This window comes from Microbacterium sp. NPDC019599, assembly GCF_040632175.1.
GTDB lineage: Bacteria > Actinomycetota > Actinomycetes > Actinomycetales > Microbacteriaceae > Microbacterium.
Map to the genome: position 1 here is coordinate 135335 of NZ_JBEYBL010000004.1, position 17716 is coordinate 153050.

Sequence of the window (17716 nt, forward strand, 5' to 3'; positions counted from 1 at the left end):
CGAGCCACACGAAGATCAGCGAGAAGCCCACCACCTCGAGCCCGGCCAGGCTGATGGCGCCGATGACGAACAGGACGATCGACGGCACCAGGATCGCGGCGATCCCCGCCGAGATGAGCCGCAGGCGCCGAGGGGTCCAGGGGCTCGCGAGCATGATGACGAGGATGCCGAGGAAGGACAGCATCGTCCCGGACGCGCCGCGCTCGTGCAGCGGTGTGTTGATGTCGAGCGGGACGAGCCCGACGAGGGCGAGGTGGAATCCGAACGAGGCGATGAGCCCGACGAGGATCCGCGAGACGTGGTGGCGCGCGTGCACGACGTCCTCGAGCCGGACGCGCACGTCGCGGAACTCGCGCCGCACGCGGGCGGCGAAGGCGAGCATCATGGTTCCCGCCGACATCGCGCCCAGGTTGAACGCCGTCCCGGAGAAGTCGCGGTGCGTGCCGAGTTCGCTGAAGTGCAGGCGCCACCAGCCGTAGTCGGTCGTCGTGGCTGCCGCGAGGGCGGTTCCGAACACGAGCAGCGCGACGGACATGATCGCGAGCCGTCGCGCATCCAGTCTTGCAGCGGCCTCAGCGACGCGACCCCCCGGTCGCGTCAAAAGGATCGTCGTGGACACTCCCACCCCATAGCGTCAAGGCGATCCAACCTCCGGCAATCGCCCCACTCGACGGGCAGCCCGGATCGCCTCGGGCAGCCCACGTGATCCTGGGGAGACGGCACGCCGTCCGGACTACCGTAACCCGCAGGCCCCTGCGGATTTACCGGGTGGGCGTCACGGAAGACCGCACAGGGATGCTCTCCATCCGGTCCTGCGAGTTCCTCAGGCGGGCGCGGCCTGCTGCGCCGCGAGCCCCAGGAACCGGATGAAGACGGCGATCCAGGCGAACACGAGCGCGAAGACGATGATCTCGAAGGCCGTCAGCAGGAAGTACTGCGTGACGAACAGGATGATCGACACGACGAGCGCCGCAAGGAATCCCCACGTCACGACGAAGAAGGTGCGCGGCATCCCGGCCAGCACGCGGGGCGCCGACACGAGGAGTCCCATGAAGACGATGGCCATTCCCGTCGCCGAGAGATTGTGGACGACGAGATTGACATCGACGGGGACGAGCCCGACGCCGGCGAGCATGATGCCCATCACGACGAAGACGACCGACACGATGCGCGGGCTGTTCGCACGCTTCAGGATGCCGCGGTCGGCGAGGGCGTGCATGTCATGCGCGACGTACACCGCGAACGTCGTGACGAGCAGACCGCCCGCGATGAGCGTGCCGTTGAAGATCCAGCTCGAGACGGAGCTCTCGAAGGTGCCGAGGTGCGAGAAGTGCAGGTGCCACCATTCCGGGTCGGGCGTCGTCACCATCGCGGTGAGCGCGCCGACCAGGATGAAGGCCATCAGGAGCGACGACATGCGCTGCGTCGTCATGCGCGACGCCGACACGTACGTGAAGTGCGCGACGAACCCGAGGTTGATCGCCATGAGCACGGCTGCCCAGAAGGGCACCATCGTCAGGCCGAGGAACGCCTCGCTCAGGATGAAGTAGCCGGCGATCGTCGCGAGCATCGCGATGATCGTGTGGACGATGACGACGGAGACCGCGTTGACCGCGAACTTCCACGGCGCCAGCGACAGCCGCCATTCCTGACCCGCGGAGTGCCGGGAGCGCCAGTACCCCGTGCTCGTCGAGGCGATGGCGACGGCGCCCGCGAGGATCGACGAGATGTCACCGAAGGAGCCGGTGCCGGAGAGCGGGAGATCGGGCCAGAGCCACGTGACGAGCAGGCCCAGGATCGCGCCGAGGACACCGGCCGAGACGCCGGCGCTGAGGCCTTCGTTGACGACGCGCAGACTGGGTGCCGGAGCGGCCGTGTGCGGCTGCGATGCCGTACCGGCGGGGGCGACGATGTCGGGCATAGCGCACAGTGTAGGCGCGCCGGGAACCGCCGGACTCATCCGCCGAGGGTGGTGGCGCAATCGTTGCGATCGGCCCTCGCTGTCCGGTTCAGGATGCCTCGGCGGCCCGGTCCGAGAAGCTCGCCGTCGCGGTTCAGGGCGTCTGGTAGACGACTCCCCAGCGCAGCACCCATGTCTCGCCCGGCGCGAGCCAGCGCAGACCCTGCCCCGAGTTGAGGGTGTCCGGCGGGGCGGTCATGGGCTCGATGGCGACCGCGACGGGCTGGCCCGGATAGCGGTCGGTCGTGAAGATCTGCACGTAGTCGAACCCTTCGCCCTGCCACATCGTCAGGGTCCGGCCGTCCGGTGCCGCGAGGGTCGTCCGCACAGTGCCGTCGGCGTCACGCGCGAGCGTGCCGTATCCGGTGTCGAGGCTCAGCTCGCCGAGCGCGCGTCCGTCGCGGAGGTCGGTCGCAGCATCCACCCGCTCCTCGGCGATGGGAAGCTTGCGGTCGTCGAGCACGAACCGCGTCGCCCCGGGAGAGGTGAGGACGAGATCGACGGTGTCGACGTCGCCGATGCAGAAATACGGATGCGCGCCGAGGGCCACGGGAGCGTCGTCGGGGCCGACGTTGGTGAGCGAGTGGGTGACATCCAGGCCCATGCCGTTGAGGGCATAGGTGACGCTCGTCTCGAGATGGAAGGGATACCCCGTCTGCGGGACGACGGGCGCAGAGAGCGTCACGGATGACTCGGCCTCGGCCTCGGCCTGGTACGAGGCGAAGCGCAGCAGGCCGTGCGACGCGCTGCCCGTCGGGCGATCCGTGATCGCGAGCTCACGCGTCTGGCCGCGCTGCGTCCATCGTCCGTCGCGCACGCGGCCGGCCCACGGCACGAGGACCGTGCCCGATCCGGCCGGAGCGGCTGATTCGAGGGGATAGCGCGGCACGAGGTCGACGCCGTCGACCGCGAACGCGCGGAGCGAGGCGCCCACCTGGGCGATCTCGGCCGTCACGCGCCCGTCGGCCGAGCGGAGGACGTGCTGCGTGCCGGTGGGGTACCGGGTCTGGGGCATGGTCAGCCTTTCTGGAGCCAGGGTCGCAGGGTGCGGGTCACCCACGGGAGGACGAGGTACGTCATGACGGGGGTCAGCAGGACCGTCGCGAGGAGGACGCGCGCGACGAGCGGCCACTCGGTGAAGCCCGGAATGAAGCCCAGGAGCCAGGACGCGAGGAGGTTGGTCGGGAAGAAGCCGAGCCAGATCGTGACGGCCTGCTTCCACCGGGGCGGCGCTGGGGGGATCGGCTGCTGGATCGGACCGGTCGCCGACCGCTCCGTCGGATGCCGCGTCTCGACGTGCGTCGCGAACGGGGCGTCGAACCAGCCCTCGATGCCCGTCCGCCGCTCGACGCGGACCTCGCTCGCGAAGGCCCTTCCCGAATCGAGCCACCACGAGCGCTGCGTCGAACGCTCCCACGCGTCGAGCGTCGGCCTGTCGCGGAACCGGTAGAGCATGTACCAGAGGTCGCTGCTCTCGCCGGCGCGCACCCACCCCGATCCGAGGAAGCCGTCGAATCCGGTCGCGAGATCAGTGCCGGCCTGCATCCAGCTCGTCGCCTCGATCGTCCGCGCCGGGTCGATGCGGCGCTCGATCGCGACCGTGATGGGGTGGGGCTCGGGCTCGACCATGCCACCATTCTCTGTGCGCGGCGTGCCGGGCGCATCGATGACCGAGCGGAGGTCAGGGAGCGCGGGTCGGGCGAGCCCGGGTCGGAGGAGCACGGGTCAGGGGAGCGCGGGCGTGAACTCCAGGTCGACGGCGACGCCGTGCTCTTCGATGAGATCGTCCGGGTAGGTCGCCTCGGCGACATAGGTCTCGCCGTCGAGCTCGAGCACGACGCGGTACTCGAAGGGGAAATCGCCGAGCTCCGCCGCGGCCTTTGCTTCGGCATCCGGTTCGTCGAAGTACAGGGCTCCCTCGCCTGCGCAGTGCTCGGCCGGCTGGGCGTCGAAGGTCAGCGACCGGGCGTTGGACGCCGTCGTGCTGATCGTCGCCGAGTACTCCTCGGGCGTGGCCGAGAGGTTCGCGACGGAGAGCTCGAGCCCGTACGAGTCGGGTTCGCCGTCGTGGTCGACGACGAGGGCGAGGGATGCTGTCGGCTCGGGCAGGGGTCGGTCCTCGGTCGTGGTCCAGCGGAACGAGGCCGCCATGTCGCCGTCCCCGGAGGCGAAGAGGTCGATGAGGTAGTCGTCGGCGGGACCCCGGGGCTCGATCGACCACCAGCCGCCGCCGAGGTCCTCGACGACGGCCTCGAGCAGGCGGCTGTCGCAGGCCCAGCGCTCGCCGCTGGTCTGCGAGACAGAGAGCTCATCGAAGCTCGTCACGGGGACGAAGACGAGCACCTCTGAGGGCGAGCCGATCGATGGCGGGTTCTCGTCCATGCCGTCGGCGCAGCCATTCCCGTAGCACCAGCTCGTCGCGGCGAGCTGCAGCTCGGTCTGGTCGTAGCGGACGACGAACGGAGGCGGCCCGCCTTCCGCCGAGCCGTGCACGAGCGTCTCGGTCGGTGCGGGTGCTCCGCCGGGGGAGCCGCCTGGGCCGCGAGGGGTCGCGCACGCGCTCGGAATCGATGCCAGCGCGATGATCGCGGCGGCAGTGAGGGCGATGCGACGGCGCATGCGGCATCCTTCCGTCCTTGTATGCCCAGTGTCGCGGACGGCGTGATCGTCTCGCACGCAGGCGTTCTCCCAGGTGCGTCCGCTACCCTGAAGGGTCGGCTCTGGACACCGCGCTTCGTCGCGGATGGGTTTGTGAGTCCAAGGGGCCGATGGTGGGAGCAAATCTGCTCCGACGACCATCACTGTGAATGGCCCCCGGCCGGCGATAGTCCGGGTTACTCCACGCCGCTGTGCGGCAGCGCCTGCGTGCGCCTCGAGGAGTGCTGTTCTCGTGCGAGAGAACCCAGAAGGACACGACCATGCCCAAGAACAAGAAGGCCGCCGGCGGCCGACCCGCCAAGAACTTCGAGCCCCGCTACGGCGCCAAGACGAGCTACCAGGACCGCAAGCGCCGGCCGGATGCCGGAGCCCCGGCCCGCTCCGCCGACTCGCGCCCCGGCAGCAAGAGCCCGAACCACCGCGGGTACCGCCCCGATCAGGTCGAGGCTCCCGCGAAGCGGCGCTGGACCGCGCAGGAGAAGGCGGGCCGCGACGAGGCCCGCGACATCCGCACCCGCAACGGCGCCTCTGCCAAGGGTCACGGGGACCGCCGCTACGACCGTGACGACCGTCCGGCTCGCTCGTACGACGACCGCCCCCGCCGCGACTACGGCGACCGTCCGGCTCGCTCGTACGACGACCGCCCCCGCCGCGACTACGGCGACCGTCCGGCTCGCTCGTACGACGACCGTCCGCGTCGCGACGACGACCGCCGCTCGCGTCCCGCGCACCTCGACCGCGTCGATCGGGATGACCGCCGCAGCTTCGGCGACGGCCGCCCGTCCTATCGCAGCGACGACCGTCCGCGCCGCGACGACAACGACCGTCCGGCTCGCTCGTACGACGACCGCCCCCGCCGCGACTACGCCGACCGTGCGCCTCGCACGGGCGATGCGTCGCGCCGCGACGATCGTCCGGCTCGTTCGTACGACGACCGTCCGCGTCGCGACTTCGGCGACCGCCCGGCTCGTTCGTACGACGACCGTCCGCGTCGCGACTATGGCGACCGTGCGCCTCGCTCGTACGACGACCGCCCGCGTCGCGACTATGGCGACCGTCCGGCTCGTTCGTACGACGACCGTCCGCGTCGCGACTTCGGCGACCGCCCCCGCCGCAACGACGGACCCGGCCGCTCGGACTGGAACGCGAAGCCGGTCCGCGACAAGGCTCACGAGGAGCACGTCGACGTCGTCCACGAGCGCCTCCAGGCCGAGGCGATCCAGGCCGAGAACGTCGCGGACACGGGCTTCGGCGACCTCGGTCTCGGCCAGAACATCGTGAAGTCGCTCGCCGAGCTCGGCGCGGCTTCGCCGTTCCCCATCCAGGCCGCGACGATCCCGCCGATCCTCGAGGGCAAGGACGTGCTGGCCCGCGGTCGCACCGGATCGGGCAAGACGATCGCATTCGGCGCTCCGCTCGTCGAGAGCGTGCTGCGTGCGCAGGCCGGCCAGCGCCGCGAGTTCGGGCGCTCCCCGAAGGCGCTCATCCTCGCGCCGACGCGCGAGCTCGCGCTGCAGATCGACCGGACGATCCAGCCGATCGCCCGCTCGGTCGGACTCTTCACGACGCAGATCTACGGCGGCGTGCCGCAGGCCCGCCAGGTCGGCGCGCTCAAGAAGGGCGTCGACATCATCATCGGCACGCCCGGTCGCATCGAGGACCTCGTGGAGCAGGGCAAGCTCGACCTCTCGGAGATCGCCATCGCAGTGCTCGACGAGGCCGACCACATGTGCGAGCTCGGCTTCTTCGAGCCGGTGCAGCGCATCCTCCGCCTCACCGCCGACGGCTCGCAGAAGCTGCTGTTCTCGGCGACGCTCGACCGCGAGGTCGCAGGTCTCGTCGACGAGTTCCTCGTCGAGCCCGCCGTCTACGAGGTCGCCGGGGAGGACCAGGACTCGGGCACGATCGACCACCGCGTCCTCGTCATCGACCACCGCGACAAGGCCGAGATCCTCGGATCGCTCGTCGACCGCGAGGGCAAGACGCTCGTCTTCGCCCGCACCCGCGCCTACGCCGAGATGCTCGCCGAGCAGTTCGACGACGCCGGCATCCACGCCGTGGCGCTCCACGGCGACCTCAACCAGGCCAAGCGCACGCGCAATCTGGAGCGCCTCACGTCGGGCCGGGTCAACGTGCTCGTGGCGACCGACGTCGCCGCGCGCGGCATCCACGTCGACGACATCGATCTCGTCATCCAGGCCGACGCGCCCGACGAGTACAAGACGTACCTGCACCGCTCGGGCCGCACGGGCCGCGCGGGCCGCTCGGGCACGGTCGTGACGCTCGTGACGCGCCAGCGCCGCCGTCGCATGACGGAGCTCCTGGACCGCGCCGAGATCGAGGCCCCCTTCGAAGAGGTTCGCCTCGGCGACGACCTCCTCGAGGAGCTCGCCGGCCGCCAGGCGGCGGTCTGAGTAGGCGGCGACGCCGTCGTATCGAAGCCTCGACCCGGTCGGCTGAGTCGTCCCGGGGTTCATGGCCCAACCTGAATACAGGTCAACCACGCGATCACAGGTCCGGTTCTGCGGAATCGGCCTGCGGCCGCGTGGTTGACCTGTTCCACGTCACCGTCGGCGCCGTCCTGACCGGGAGCCGAATCGCCCGATTTCGCGCCCGGAGAGAAGTCCGGATCGCCTGACTTCGTCACGGGGCAGACCGCGGGGTACAGGATGCCTCGGGCTGCGTCGGCTGAGCTGGATGCAGTCGCGCCGAGGTGGTCAGCCGTGCGCGGCCGCGCACGCCCCGATCAGAAGAGCATGGCCGGCGCCGCCGCGGCCGCCCGCCCGCGCGAGGTCGTGACGACCTGGCTGCGCGCCGCGAGGCCCGGGACGGGACCTCGGGGAGGGGAGTCGTCCTCCGCCTGCCCGCCCAGCCCGTGCACGCGCAGGAGCGGACGGACGCGCTTGGCGAGCCACGACCGATAGCCCTTCGGGGCGTACGCGGATGCGCCGGGATACAGGCCGAGGTACGACGAGACGAGTTCGGGATGCTCGCGCTCGAGCCATCGCATGAACCACGGCTTCACACCCGGTCTCAGGTGGAGCGCGCCGTACACGACCCGTGCCGCGCCCGCTTCCTTGATCCGCCGGAGGGCGTCATCGATGGCCGGGATCGAGTCGGTCAGGTGCGGGAGGATCGGCATGAGGAACACCGTGACGCGGAAGCCCGCCTCGGTCGCCGCGCGCACCGTCTCGAGACGGGCTGCCGTCGTCGGCGTGCCGGGTTCGACGAGCTTCTGCAGCGTCTCGTCGAAGACGGCGATCGACATCGCGATCGTGACGGGGACGGATGCCGAGGCCTCCTGCAGCAGCGGGAGATCGCGGCGCAGCAGCGTCCCCTTCGTGAGGATCGAGAGCGGCGTCCCCGAGTCCGCCAGGGCCGACACGATCCCGGGCATGAGCCGATAGCGTCCCTCCGCGCGCTGGTAGGGGTCGGTGTTGGTGCCCAGGGCGACGGGCTGGCGCTCCCACGATCCCCGCGCCAGCTCCTTGCGCAGCACCTCGGCGACGTTGATCTTGACGACGATCTGCGAATCGAAGTCGCGCCCCGTGTCGAACTCCAGGTACTCGTGCGTTCCCCGGGCGAAGCAGTTGTGGCTGATGACGCCGTTCGCGATGAAGTCCTGCGTGCCGGTCGTGATGTCGACCATGTCGATCTCGACGCCGAGGTCTTCGACCGATACGACCCGGAGATCGGCGACGGTCTTCACCGCCGTTCCCTCGATCGAGAGCTTGCGGGTGATCGCCGGCTCGGTGAGGCCGAAGAAGCGCTGGCGCTCGGGGAGACCGCCCGTGACTCGCACCGAGCGCACTCCGTTCGCGTGAGGCGGCTCGGTCACGTGCGGGATGCCGTGAACGGTGAGGGCCTCTTCGACGAGCTGCAGGACCTCCGGGTCCTTGTTGCTGATCCGGAGGATGCCACGCGAGCACGACCCCTCGGCGTCGAAGATGCCGGCGAGGAACCCTGTGTGCCACGACCGTGTGCGAAGCGAAGGGACGGTGATCAGCCGTTCGATCGTCTCGATATCCGTACGGCGGTCGGAATGGATCGCGGTCATCGCGCGGCGCGCGTCGGTCGCAGGTGTGAACGGACGCGTGCGGGTGGAGATGCCCTCGTCGGCGAGGAGTGCTCGCGTACGGTCCAGTGCCTCGGAATCCGCGAGAGCGAGGCGGAAGCGGTGTATCGCCCGGCGACGCGACCCATCGTCGTAGGTCCCGTGGAACAGCATCCCATCGCCCCGGATCATCCCGGCGAGGTATCCGCGTCGGTACTCACCTGTGCGGCTGGAGCTCAGAGCGGGCCGTCCGCCGAGGCCGAAGCCCTGCAGCCGGTTGTTCGTCGTGAGGAAGGGCCTTTGCCCAAGGCCGCTCATCGTGCCGCTGACGTGCTTCCAGCCACGATCTGTGAGGAACCGGTGGTCGCCGCTGGCCGTCAGTTCGGTGCCGTCCGCGAGCGTGATCCGGAAGGCCCGCTTTCGCGTCGACCACTTCGCGAGCACTCGGGTGCGGACGTAACGCCGATAGTCGCCTTTCTGCTGCGTCCCGATGATCTCCTGCCCGATGCTCAGCTCGTCGATGCGCCGCTGTCGCCCGTCGGCACAAAGTACAAGAGTGTCCGGACTCACGCAGTAGACACATGCATGCTGGCATCCCCGGTAGGGGTTCACGGTCCAGTCGAACGGCATGGCCGACGCGCTCGGAACGTGGTTCAGCGCGCTCTTGGCCATGACCTCGTGGAAGGTCACACCGGCGAACTCGGGCGTCGTCACGGAGCGGACCAGACCGTTGAGATGCTCGAGACCTGGGAGGGCCGCGGCATCCGGAACTCCGAGTTCTTGTCCCTGCCAGCGCATACGATCATTCGAACAGAAATACGAGACTGCGTCAAGGTGGGTCGAACACATGAGCGATGGCGTGCATCTGAGATTCTCCTCGGGTTCCGCATGGATGCCTCCGAGAGCGGGACAATGGCGGTGTGACGCCCCCGGCGACGCGCCGCGAAGCCCGCGCGGCCCACCTCCTCGCAACCGCCCCCGTGCCGGTGCGACACGCTCGCGCGCGCCGTGCCGCCCGCATCCGGGTCGGTTTCGCGGCTGTCGCGGCCGCGGCGCTGGGCATCGGCGGCGCCGCGGCGATCACGGCCGCGGTCATCGCACCGGAGCTCTCGGCATCCGCGGGTCTCGTGGCGGAGGCGACGCCGACGGCATCGCCCGTGCCGCTTCCCCAGGCCGTGTCGGAGCTCCCCGCCCCGAAGGTCGAGGCGGCGGCGGCGATCGCCGATCTGTGTGCGGACCCGGCCTTCGTCGCGGCACTCGAGTCCGGCGACGACGAGGCCACCTTGGCGGCCGCGGGCGGCGCGGAGCCCTTCCGCGCGGCGGTGGCCTCCGGCACGGCGGAGTGCGTCTCGCTCGCGGACCCCGCGCGCCTGTGGGTCGTCGTCAACAAGGCGCGCGCGTCCGATCCCATCGACTACCGGCCGGGCGGGCTTGCGGCTCCGGCCGGCGTGCGCGACATCGCGGGCGGCTCGCTCCGCGGTGAGGCCGCCGGTGCGCTCGCCGACATGATCGCGGCGGCGCGGGCCGCGGGCGCAGGCGAGATCGCGCTCGAGAGCGGATTCCGGTCGTACGCGACGCAGCAGTCGACCTACGGACGTCAGGTGTCGTCGCGGGGCGCCGCGGGGGCCGATCTCGTCAGTGCGCGCCCGGGCTACAGCGAGCACCAGACGGGGCTCGCCGCAGACGTCACGGCATGCACCTATGGCTGCGACGACATGGGGACGTTCGGCGGCACCGCGCAGCAGGAATGGGTCGCGGCGCACTCGTGGGAGTTCGGCTGGATCGTGAGGTACGTCGAGGGTCGCACCGAGATCACGGGCTATTCGCCCGAGCCGTGGCACCTCCGCTACATCGGGCCCGAGCTCGCGAGCGTCTATCACGAGGGCGGATGGCAGAGTCTCGAGGAGTTCTTCGGCCTGCCCGCGGCTCCCGATTACGGCGACTGATCAGGCCCTCCGCGCTTCACGCAGGCCGGGTGGAGGCATCCCACAACTCCGGTACTGAGTCCCATCACTCCTGACATGCGATCTCACAGCGACGGGCCGAACGCACCCTCGTTGACATAGAATCGGGCCCGGCGGCGCGGCCGATCGACACCCCGACGGAGGGGTCGGCCGGCGCCCAGGGACCGTGAGAAAGGGGCTCGCTCACATGGAGCGCGACATCTACGACGAAGACCACGAGGCGTTCCGCGACGTCGTCAAGGAGTTCTGCAAGCGCTACGTGACCAACGAGGCGCGCGAACGATGGGATGCCGCCGGCGAGGTCGACCGCGAGACGATGCTCGCCGCAGGACAGGCCGGCATCATCGGACTCTCGGTCCCCGAGGAGTTCGGCGGCGCCGGGATGCTGCAGGACTACCGCTTCCGCGCGATCGTCAACGAGGAGGTGATCGGCGCGGGCTCGGGCTCGCTCGCCGGCGCCTTCGGCATCCAGGACGACCTCGCCGTGCCCTACATCGTGCACATGGGCACGCAGGAGCAGAAGGAGAAGTGGCTCCCCGGCATGGCGACGGGTGAGATCATCGGCGCCCTCGCGATGACCGAGCCGGGTGCCGGCTCGGACCTCCGCGGCATCAAGACGACTGCGAAGAAGGTCGACGGCGGGTATATCGTCAACGGCGCGAAGACCTTCATCTCCAGCGGCAAGACCGCCGACATGGTCGTGACGTTCGTCAAGACGGGTGAGGGCAACCGGCCCGACGCCTTCAGCCTGCTCATCATCGAGAACGGCATGGAGGGCTTCGACCACGGCAAGAAGCTGCACAAGATGGGCTTTCACGGCCACGACACCGCCGAGCTCTCGTTCAGCGACGTCTTCGTCCCCGAAGCGAACCTCATCAGCGGCAACGAGGGCATGGGCTTCGTGCAGCTCATGATGAACCTGCCGCTCGAGCGCCTCTCGATCGCCGTCGCCGGCGCGGCGGCGGCCGAAGCCGCGCTGAAGTGGACCGTCGACTACACGAAGAGCCGCGAGGCGTTCGGCGAGCGGATCATCGACCTCCAGAACACGCGCTTCAAGCTCGCGGATGTCGCGACCACGGTCGACGCGCTGTGGGCGTACATCGACCGGGCGCTCCTGGCGTACAAGGACGGCAAGCTCAGCGCGGAGGAGGCCGCCAAGATCAAGTTCTGGGCGACCGAGCGCGAGTGGGACGTCCTCGACGTGTGCGTCCAGCTGCACGGAGGCTACGGCTACATCACGGAGTACCCCATCGCCCGCGCGTTCCTCGACGCCCGCGTCCACCGCATCTACGGCGGCACGAACGAGATCATGCGCGAGATCGTCGGACGCCAGATCGCCGGCAAGCGCTAGGCGCACGCAGCGCTGCGATCCGGGATGCCGCGGTCCTCCCTGGGGTGAGAATCGCGGCATCCGTCGTTCCTGGCGAGGGCGCGCTGCGTTCGACGGAGGGGTGCGCCGCGCGGGGCGCTACCGGACGTTGCCGGCGCTGCAGGTCTCCTGCGCGGCCGTGGATCCCGTGATGCTGCGAGGCAGCTCCGCGACGTCCGTCGGAGAGGCGGCCGGCGTGGGCGACGCGCTGGGCGTCGGCCCTGGCGTGGGCTCGTCGGTCGGCGCCTCGACCACACCGCCGTTGGCGCCCACGTCGCCCGTCAGGACGAGGGGCTTGTTGCTCGCGAGGGCGGCCCACAGCTGATCGGCCGCCTCCTCGTTCGGGACGACCCGGTTGGCATCCGTCGGCGATTCGAGAGTCGGGTACTGCACGAACACGATCTCGTCGAAGGGCACGTCCTTCGCGGCGAGCGCGATCTGGACGACCGTGAACGGGTTCGCGAGCGCCCGGGTCGGCGTGACGTTGTCGAGCGCCACCGCGGCCAGCCGGTAGAGGCGCGCGGGGTCGGACAGCACGTCCTCGCTCACGAGCTTCCGAGCGAGCCGCGACATGTACTGCTGCTGGTTCGAGATCCGGCTGAGATCGCTGCCGTCGCCGACGCCGTAGCGCGTACGGAGGAACTGCAGCGCCGTGACGCCCGAGACGGTGTGGGTTCCGGCGCTCAGATCGAGCCCCGTATTGCGATCCCGGATGCCGCGGGCCAGGCACACCTCGACCCCGCCGATCGCGTCGGTCACCTTGATGACCCCGCCGAAGGTGACGACCGCGCCGAACGGGATGTTGAGCCCGCTCAACGCGGACACCGTGTTCACGACGCAGCCCAGCCCGCCGTACATGTACGCCGTGTTGATCTGGTCGACGCCGCCGCCGAACGAGCTGCCGTCGGCTCTCGTGCACGGCGGGAGGGTCACGATCAGGTCGCGCGGGAACGATACGACCGTGACGCGGCGCGGGTTGGACGAGATGTGCACGAGCAGGTTGACGTCGTTGAGCCGGCTCGAGCGGTCCGCGCCCGTGCACCGCGCGCCGAAGAGGTGCGCGAACTCCTTCTCGCACTCGTCGATGCCCGTGACGAGGATGTTCACGCCGCCCTCGATCGCCCCGATGTCGGGCGGGACGGAACCCTGCTCGGGCACATCGACGACCTCGTCCGTGAAGCTCGCCGCGAGGTCGTACGTCGCGTAGGTGGCGACTCCGCCCGAGCTCACCAGGACGACGGCGACCGCCACGGCGAGGATCTTGGCGAACTGCGCAAGCGGATGCGGCGACCGAAGTCGCGCATGCCGTGCCACCGTGCGTCGTCGCCGAGCCACTCCGTTTGCCCCCATGCCGTCGGAATGGCTGGATTCTAGCGGGGCGGGGGCGACAGCATCCGTCTCCTGGCGGGATGCTGTCCGCCGAGCCGTCAGGCGGCCGTGCCGGAGGTCGCCTTCGCCGGCGTCCGCGGCCGGCGGCGCGCGAGTCGCGCGACGCCCGCCCGCTGGAGCCGGTCCGCGACGAGGATGCCGAGCGCCGTGCCCGCAAGCGCGCTCGCCGTGACGACCGCGAAGAAGCCGATCTGCGCCGGCAGCGCCATCGTGCCGAGGTCGAACGACGCCCACGCGAGCACGGGGTAGACGACGCCCACGACGAGAGCGCCCGCGTAGTGCTGCCACGTCCGCCAGAAGCGGTAGAGCACGATCAGGAAGGGCAGCTCCGCGAAGAACGCCCACCACAGGTTCGTCCCGATGCTCGCGAAGCCGTACCCCGAGAACGGGACGATGACCAGGCCCGAGATGAGGCCGACGAGGAGGCCCGCGAGCGGGCGCTGCAGCAGGCGCAGGGCGACGACCGCGGGCAGCAGCCAGAGCCCCGCGATCGCGACCGAGAAGAACGGCACGGCGGCGAACAGTGCCGTCGAGACCCAGTTCGCGAAGACGAGGAGCGCGCCGCCCGCGACACCGATCGCGGCGCAGGTCAGCAGGGAGGCGGTCGTGACGCGGCTCATGCGGCGGCCTCCGTCGCGTGCTGCTGGGCCTTCGGGGTCGGGGAGGCCGCTCCGACGCGCCAGTAGCCGCAGAAGCTCACACGGTCCTTGTCGACGCCGCGCTCGTTCACGAGATGGCGGCGGGCGCCGGTCGGCAGCGCCTGCTCGCCCACGATGTACGCGTGGAACGGGCCGGCGGGAAGCTCGGCATCCGAGAGGTCCGTGAGCGATTCGAGCGCGGGCACGCCCGGCTGCACCTCGTGCTCCCGCACGATCCACCGGACCTCGATCCCGGCGGGGCGCGCGAACTCCAGCGCGTCCGCCGCATCGGGCACCTCGATGATCGCGAGGCCCGTCGCGTGCGCGGGCAGGCTCGCGCAGATCCCCGCGACGGCGGGAAGGCCCGTCTCATCGGCGACGAGCACGACGCGCTCGGTGCCCCGCTCGGGGTTGAAGGCGAGGCCCTCGTCGATCAGCACGACGCTCTCACCGGCGACGCACGTCTCGGCCCATCGCGACGCGGGACCGGCCGTGCCGTCGGCGGCCGAGCCGTGCAGGACGAAGTCGACGTCGAGCTCGGCGCCACGATCCGCCGTCGCGGGACGGAAAGCCCGCACGGAGTAGTTGCGCATGACGGGCCGCACGCCGTCCGGGATCCGCAGGTAGCGGAGGTAGCCGAACAGCTTGTTCGCCTTCGCGGGCAGGCGGTCCAGGCCCTCGTCGCCGCCGAGCGGGAGGAACAGGCGGAACCACTGGTCGAAACCCATGGGCCGGAAGCGCTCGATCTCGCCTCCGCCCAGCGTCACGCGCATCCAGTGCGCCGAGAGGCGCTCCGTCCTGAGCACCTCGAGGTGCACGAGCTCCTGCGTCTCAGGCTTGACGAGTCGGCTGCTGATTGCCATGGGGCCTCCGGTCAGGTGCGCGAGACTTCACGAATGTGCGCGCTGCGCGGCGTGTCGCGGCACATTCGTGAAGTCTCGCGAGGGGTGGGCGGGGTCATGAGAGGCCCCAGGGGAAGAGGAGCCAGAAGAGGGCGGTCGAGGCGGCGAGGAAGAGGATGACGAACACCGTGTCGCGGGGGCGCCAGGGGACGAGGTGGCGCTCGGTGCGGTCGGGGTGGGCGCCGAAGGCGCGCGCGTCCATCGCGAGCGCGACGCGCTCGGCGTGCCGGATGGCGCCCGCCAGCAGCGGCACGAGGTACCCGGACCACCGCGCGATCGCGGATAAGGGACCGCGTCCGCCGTGCGCGCCGCGCACGCGGTGGGCCTGGCGGATGACGTCGAGCTCGTGCCCGAAGCGCGGCACGAAGCGGAATGCGGCCAGCGCCGTGTAGCCGATCCGGTACGGCACGCGCAGCTGCTGCACCATCGACCGCGCGAGGTCGGGCCCCGTCGTCGAGAGCCCCGGGATGAGCGACAGCGCCACGATCGCGCCGAGCCGCAGCGCGGTCGCGAAGCCGATCTGCAGCATCCCGCTGTAGAGCGTCCACGAGCCGACCTGCACCACGACCGCTCCCGGCTCGATTCGCGTGGGGTCGGTCCACACCGAGAAGCCGACGCCGATCGCGGCGACGGCGACGGGGAGCGCGACGAAGAGCACGAGCGCGAGCCGCTTCGTCATGCGCACACCGACCAGGAGGATCGCGTACGCGAGAGCGAGGAAGGCCAGCGGAGTCACAGCATCCCGGACGAACACGAGCAGCACCATCGCCGGCGCGGGGCCCGCGAGCTTGGCGAGCGGGTTGAGCCGGTACAGGAAGCGGACGGCCGACGCCGAGGGCGCCTCCGCATAGGGATCGAAGGATGCTGCGCTCCGCGCGTCGCGGAGTTCGGTCATTCGGCACCTCCGCCGGGGAGGTCCGCGAGCCGGGCGATGCGGGAGAGCTCGGGATGCCGGGTCAGGCCCTGCAGTGCGCGGCTGAGCGGTGGCAGCCGCAGTCCCGCGCGCTCGATGAGGGAGGCGTCGGTGAAGACCTCGGGCGTCGGTCCCTGAGCTGCGACACGTCCGGCTTCCAGCACGATCGTGCGGTCGGCATGCTCCGTCACGAGCTGCATGTCGTGCGTCACGACGAGGATCGTCGTGCCATCGCGGTTGAGCTCGCGCAGGAGGCGGAGGAGCTCGTCGGCGCGCGCCCGGTCCTGCCCGAACGTCGGCTCATCGAGGGCGAGGACGGGCGCGCCGGCGACGAGCGCGGTGCCCACGGAGAGGCGGCGCTTCTGCCCGCCGGACAGGAGGAAGGGGTGCGTCGAGGCCTTCGCGGTGAGCCCGAACCGCTCGAGCATGTGCTCGGTGCGCTCGCGGACCTCGGCGTCGGGGAGGTGCCGGAGCCGGAGGCCGTGGGCGAGCTCGTCGTACACGGTGTGCGCGATGAACTGGTGCTCGGGGTTCTGGAAGACGAAGCCGATGCGCGAGGACAGCGTCCGCGAGTCGCTGCGCCCGACGTCGAGTGAGCCGACCCGCACACTGCCGCGCGGAGGCGGGATGACGCCCGCGATGGCCTGGATGAGGCTCGTCTTGCCTGCGCCGTTCGCACCGACGATCGCGACGAACTCGCCCTCGCGCACATCGAGGTCGACACCATCGAGCACGCGCGTGCGGCCGCGGTGGAGCGTGAGGTTCCGGACCGTGATGAGGGGTGCGGAACCGCGTCCGGGGCGTTTCGTCTCGTCGCTCCGCTCCTGGCTCAACGACCGATCACTCCCGGTCGTTGAGCGCCCTTCGACAGGCTCAGGAACCGCGATCCAGCGAGACGAAACGCCCGAGCCTACGGGCAGCGCCGGGGCCGGCTCGGCCTCAAGCGCGTCGTGCAGCTCGGCGGGCGTGAGGGGGAGGGGATCGAGCCGGTACCCGGCCGAGCGCAGGCGCAGGGCAGCGAGCGCCGAGGTCGGCAGCCACACGCCGAGGCCGTGCAGCTCTTCGGCGCGATGGCGCAGCACCTCGTCGGTCGGCCCGTCGGCGACGAGGCGGCCGTCGTGGTCGAGCACGACGACGCGGTCGACGAACCCGACGGCGGCGTCGAGGTTGTGCTCGACGAGCAGGATCGCGCGGTCGCCCGCCGCGACGAGGTCGGCCAGCGCCGCGTACACCTCGTCGATCCCCTGCGGGTCGAGGTTCGCGGTGGGCTCGTCGAGGACGAGGAGCGGGGATCCCATCGCGAGGGCGCATGCGATGGCCAGCCGCTGACGCCCTCCGCCGGAGAGCCGGTCGGGATTCTCGCGCCGGCGTTCCCACAGTCCCACGCGGCGCAGGGCGGCCTCGGCGCGCTCGAGCACCTCGGGCACCGGAATCCTGAGGTTCTCGGGGCCGAAGGCGACTTCGTCGAGAACGGTTCCGGTGACGAGCTGCGCGTCGGGATCCTGGAAGACCATCCCGACGCGGGTGGAGAGCGTCGCGACGGTCGCCTCGGCCGTGTCGATGCCGTCGACGAGCACGCGGCCGTCGAGGGTCGCCGGCACGGCGTGGGGGATCAGGCCGTCGAGGGCGAGGGCGAGCGTCGACTTGCCCGAGCCGCTCGGCCCGAGGACGAGCACCACCTCGCCGGCGCGCACGTCGAACGTCACCGAGGCCGGGGTGGCGGCATCCGCACCCTCGTGCGTGATCCCGAGACCCTGGACCGACAGCAGCGGTCGGGATGCCGTGTCCGTCGACAGCGCGACGGAAGCGTCGCGGCGCGGAACGGTCACGGGACTTCCCAGGGGTAGGCGTATTAGTCCTACCTAACTT

Annotated in this window: 13 protein-coding genes and 1 pseudogene; 3 read left to right on the top strand and 11 right to left on the bottom strand. The window is 70.7% G+C overall.

Annotated features, from left to right (window positions below; genetic code table 11):
* Window position 1 precedes the first annotated feature (1 nt).
* From ABZ477_RS09490 to ABZ477_RS09510, 5 genes and pseudogenes are all read right to left on the bottom strand, one after another.
* A pseudogene (locus ABZ477_RS09490) lies at window positions 2–535 on the bottom strand (DUF998 domain-containing protein); the annotation flags it as partial.
* A gap of 288 nt (window positions 536–823) precedes the next feature.
* Entirely contained in the window at window positions 824–1921 is a 1098-nt protein-coding gene (locus ABZ477_RS09495) for a DUF998 domain-containing protein (protein ID WP_360131445.1), read from the bottom strand.
* A 133-nt stretch (window positions 1922–2054) separates the two neighbouring features.
* Window positions 2055–2975: an aldose 1-epimerase family protein gene (locus tag ABZ477_RS09500; RefSeq protein WP_360131448.1), complete on the bottom strand. Its 921-nt coding sequence runs from the start codon at window positions 2973–2975 to the stop codon at window positions 2055–2057.
* Window positions 2976–2977: 2 nt separating this feature from the next.
* A complete protein-coding gene (locus tag ABZ477_RS09505; RefSeq protein WP_360131451.1) occupies window positions 2978–3589 on the bottom strand; it encodes an antibiotic biosynthesis monooxygenase in 612 nt (203 codons plus the stop codon).
* Between the two features lie 96 nt (window positions 3590–3685).
* Window positions 3686–4579 carry a hypothetical protein gene (locus tag ABZ477_RS09510; protein ID WP_360131453.1) on the bottom strand — a complete coding sequence of 298 codons (894 nt, stop codon included), beginning with the start codon at window positions 4577–4579 and terminating at the stop codon, window positions 3686–3688.
* 299 nt (window positions 4580–4878) lie between these two features.
* Between ABZ477_RS09510 and ABZ477_RS09515 the strand changes: the two genes are divergently transcribed.
* A complete protein-coding gene (locus ABZ477_RS09515; RefSeq protein WP_360131456.1) occupies window positions 4879–7032 on the top strand; it encodes a DEAD/DEAH box helicase in 2154 nt (717 codons plus the stop codon).
* Between the two features lie 332 nt (window positions 7033–7364).
* On the opposite strand, the gene ABZ477_RS09520 is transcribed toward ABZ477_RS09515, so the two are convergent.
* The gene (locus tag ABZ477_RS09520; RefSeq protein WP_360131459.1) at window positions 7365–9470 is read right to left on the bottom strand and encodes an intein-containing Rv2578c family radical SAM protein; all 2106 of its coding nucleotides are present in this window, start codon (window positions 9468–9470) and stop codon (window positions 7365–7367) included.
* A 122-nt stretch (window positions 9471–9592) separates the two neighbouring features.
* Between ABZ477_RS09520 and ABZ477_RS09525 the strand changes: the two genes are divergently transcribed.
* Window positions 9593–10618, top strand: a complete 1026-nt coding sequence (locus ABZ477_RS09525) for a M15 family metallopeptidase (RefSeq protein WP_360131462.1) — start codon at window positions 9593–9595, stop codon at window positions 10616–10618.
* Window positions 10619–10823: 205 nt separating this feature from the next.
* Window positions 10824–11987, top strand: a complete 1164-nt coding sequence (locus ABZ477_RS09530; protein WP_360131465.1) for an acyl-CoA dehydrogenase family protein — start codon at window positions 10824–10826, stop codon at window positions 11985–11987.
* A gap of 117 nt (window positions 11988–12104) precedes the next feature.
* Here ABZ477_RS09530 and ABZ477_RS09535 read toward each other — a convergent pair whose 3' ends face one another.
* The 5 genes from ABZ477_RS09535 to ABZ477_RS09555 form a co-directional block, all read right to left on the bottom strand.
* Window positions 12105–13256, bottom strand: coding sequence for an LCP family protein (locus tag ABZ477_RS09535; RefSeq protein ID WP_360131468.1), 1152 nt, complete (start codon window positions 13254–13256; stop codon window positions 12105–12107).
* A 176-nt stretch (window positions 13257–13432) separates the two neighbouring features.
* Complete coding sequence (locus ABZ477_RS09540; protein WP_360131471.1) at window positions 13433–14014, bottom strand: ECF transporter S component; 582 nt, start codon at window positions 14012–14014, stop codon at window positions 13433–13435.
* Window positions 14011–14895, bottom strand: coding sequence for a siderophore-interacting protein (locus ABZ477_RS09545; protein ID WP_360131474.1), 885 nt, complete (start codon window positions 14893–14895; stop codon window positions 14011–14013). The genes ABZ477_RS09540 and ABZ477_RS09545 overlap by 4 nt, the downstream gene beginning before the upstream one ends.
* A gap of 94 nt (window positions 14896–14989) precedes the next feature.
* Window positions 14990–15829, bottom strand: a complete 840-nt coding sequence (locus ABZ477_RS09550; protein WP_360131477.1) for an energy-coupling factor transporter transmembrane component T — start codon at window positions 15827–15829, stop codon at window positions 14990–14992.
* Window positions 15826–17676, bottom strand: coding sequence for an energy-coupling factor transporter ATPase (locus tag ABZ477_RS09555; RefSeq protein WP_360131480.1), 1851 nt, complete (start codon window positions 17674–17676; stop codon window positions 15826–15828). Before ABZ477_RS09555 ends, ABZ477_RS09550 begins: the two co-directional genes overlap by 4 nt.
* Window positions 17677–17716 lie beyond the last annotated feature (40 nt).

Bases quoted from the DNA above. Each gene is read 5' to 3' on its own strand.
- ABZ477_RS09505 (WP_360131451.1), bottom strand. From the start codon at position 3,589: ATGGTCGAGCCCGAGCCCCACCCCATCACGGTCGCGATCGAGCGCCGC.
- ABZ477_RS09515 (WP_360131456.1), top strand. From the start codon at position 4,879: ATGCCCAAGAACAAGAAGGCCGCCGGCGGCCGACCCGCCAAGAACTTC.
- ABZ477_RS09510 (WP_360131453.1), bottom strand. From the start codon at position 4,579: ATGCGCCGTCGCATCGCCCTCACTGCCGCCGCGATCATCGCGCTGGCA.
- ABZ477_RS09520 (WP_360131459.1), bottom strand. From the start codon at position 9,470: ATGCGCTGGCAGGGACAAGAACTCGGAGTTCCGGATGCCGCGGCCCTC.
- ABZ477_RS09545 (WP_360131474.1), bottom strand. From the start codon at position 14,895: ATGGCAATCAGCAGCCGACTCGTCAAGCCTGAGACGCAGGAGCTCGTG.
- ABZ477_RS09530 (WP_360131465.1), top strand. From the start codon at position 10,824: ATGGAGCGCGACATCTACGACGAAGACCACGAGGCGTTCCGCGACGTC.
- ABZ477_RS09550 (WP_360131477.1), bottom strand. From the start codon at position 15,829: ATGACCGAACTCCGCGACGCGCGGAGCGCAGCATCCTTCGATCCCTAT.
- ABZ477_RS09495 (WP_360131445.1), bottom strand. From the start codon at position 1,921: ATGCCCGACATCGTCGCCCCCGCCGGTACGGCATCGCAGCCGCACACG.
- ABZ477_RS09500 (WP_360131448.1), bottom strand. From the start codon at position 2,975: ATGCCCCAGACCCGGTACCCCACCGGCACGCAGCACGTCCTCCGCTCG.
- ABZ477_RS09540 (WP_360131471.1), bottom strand. From the start codon at position 14,014: ATGAGCCGCGTCACGACCGCCTCCCTGCTGACCTGCGCCGCGATCGGT.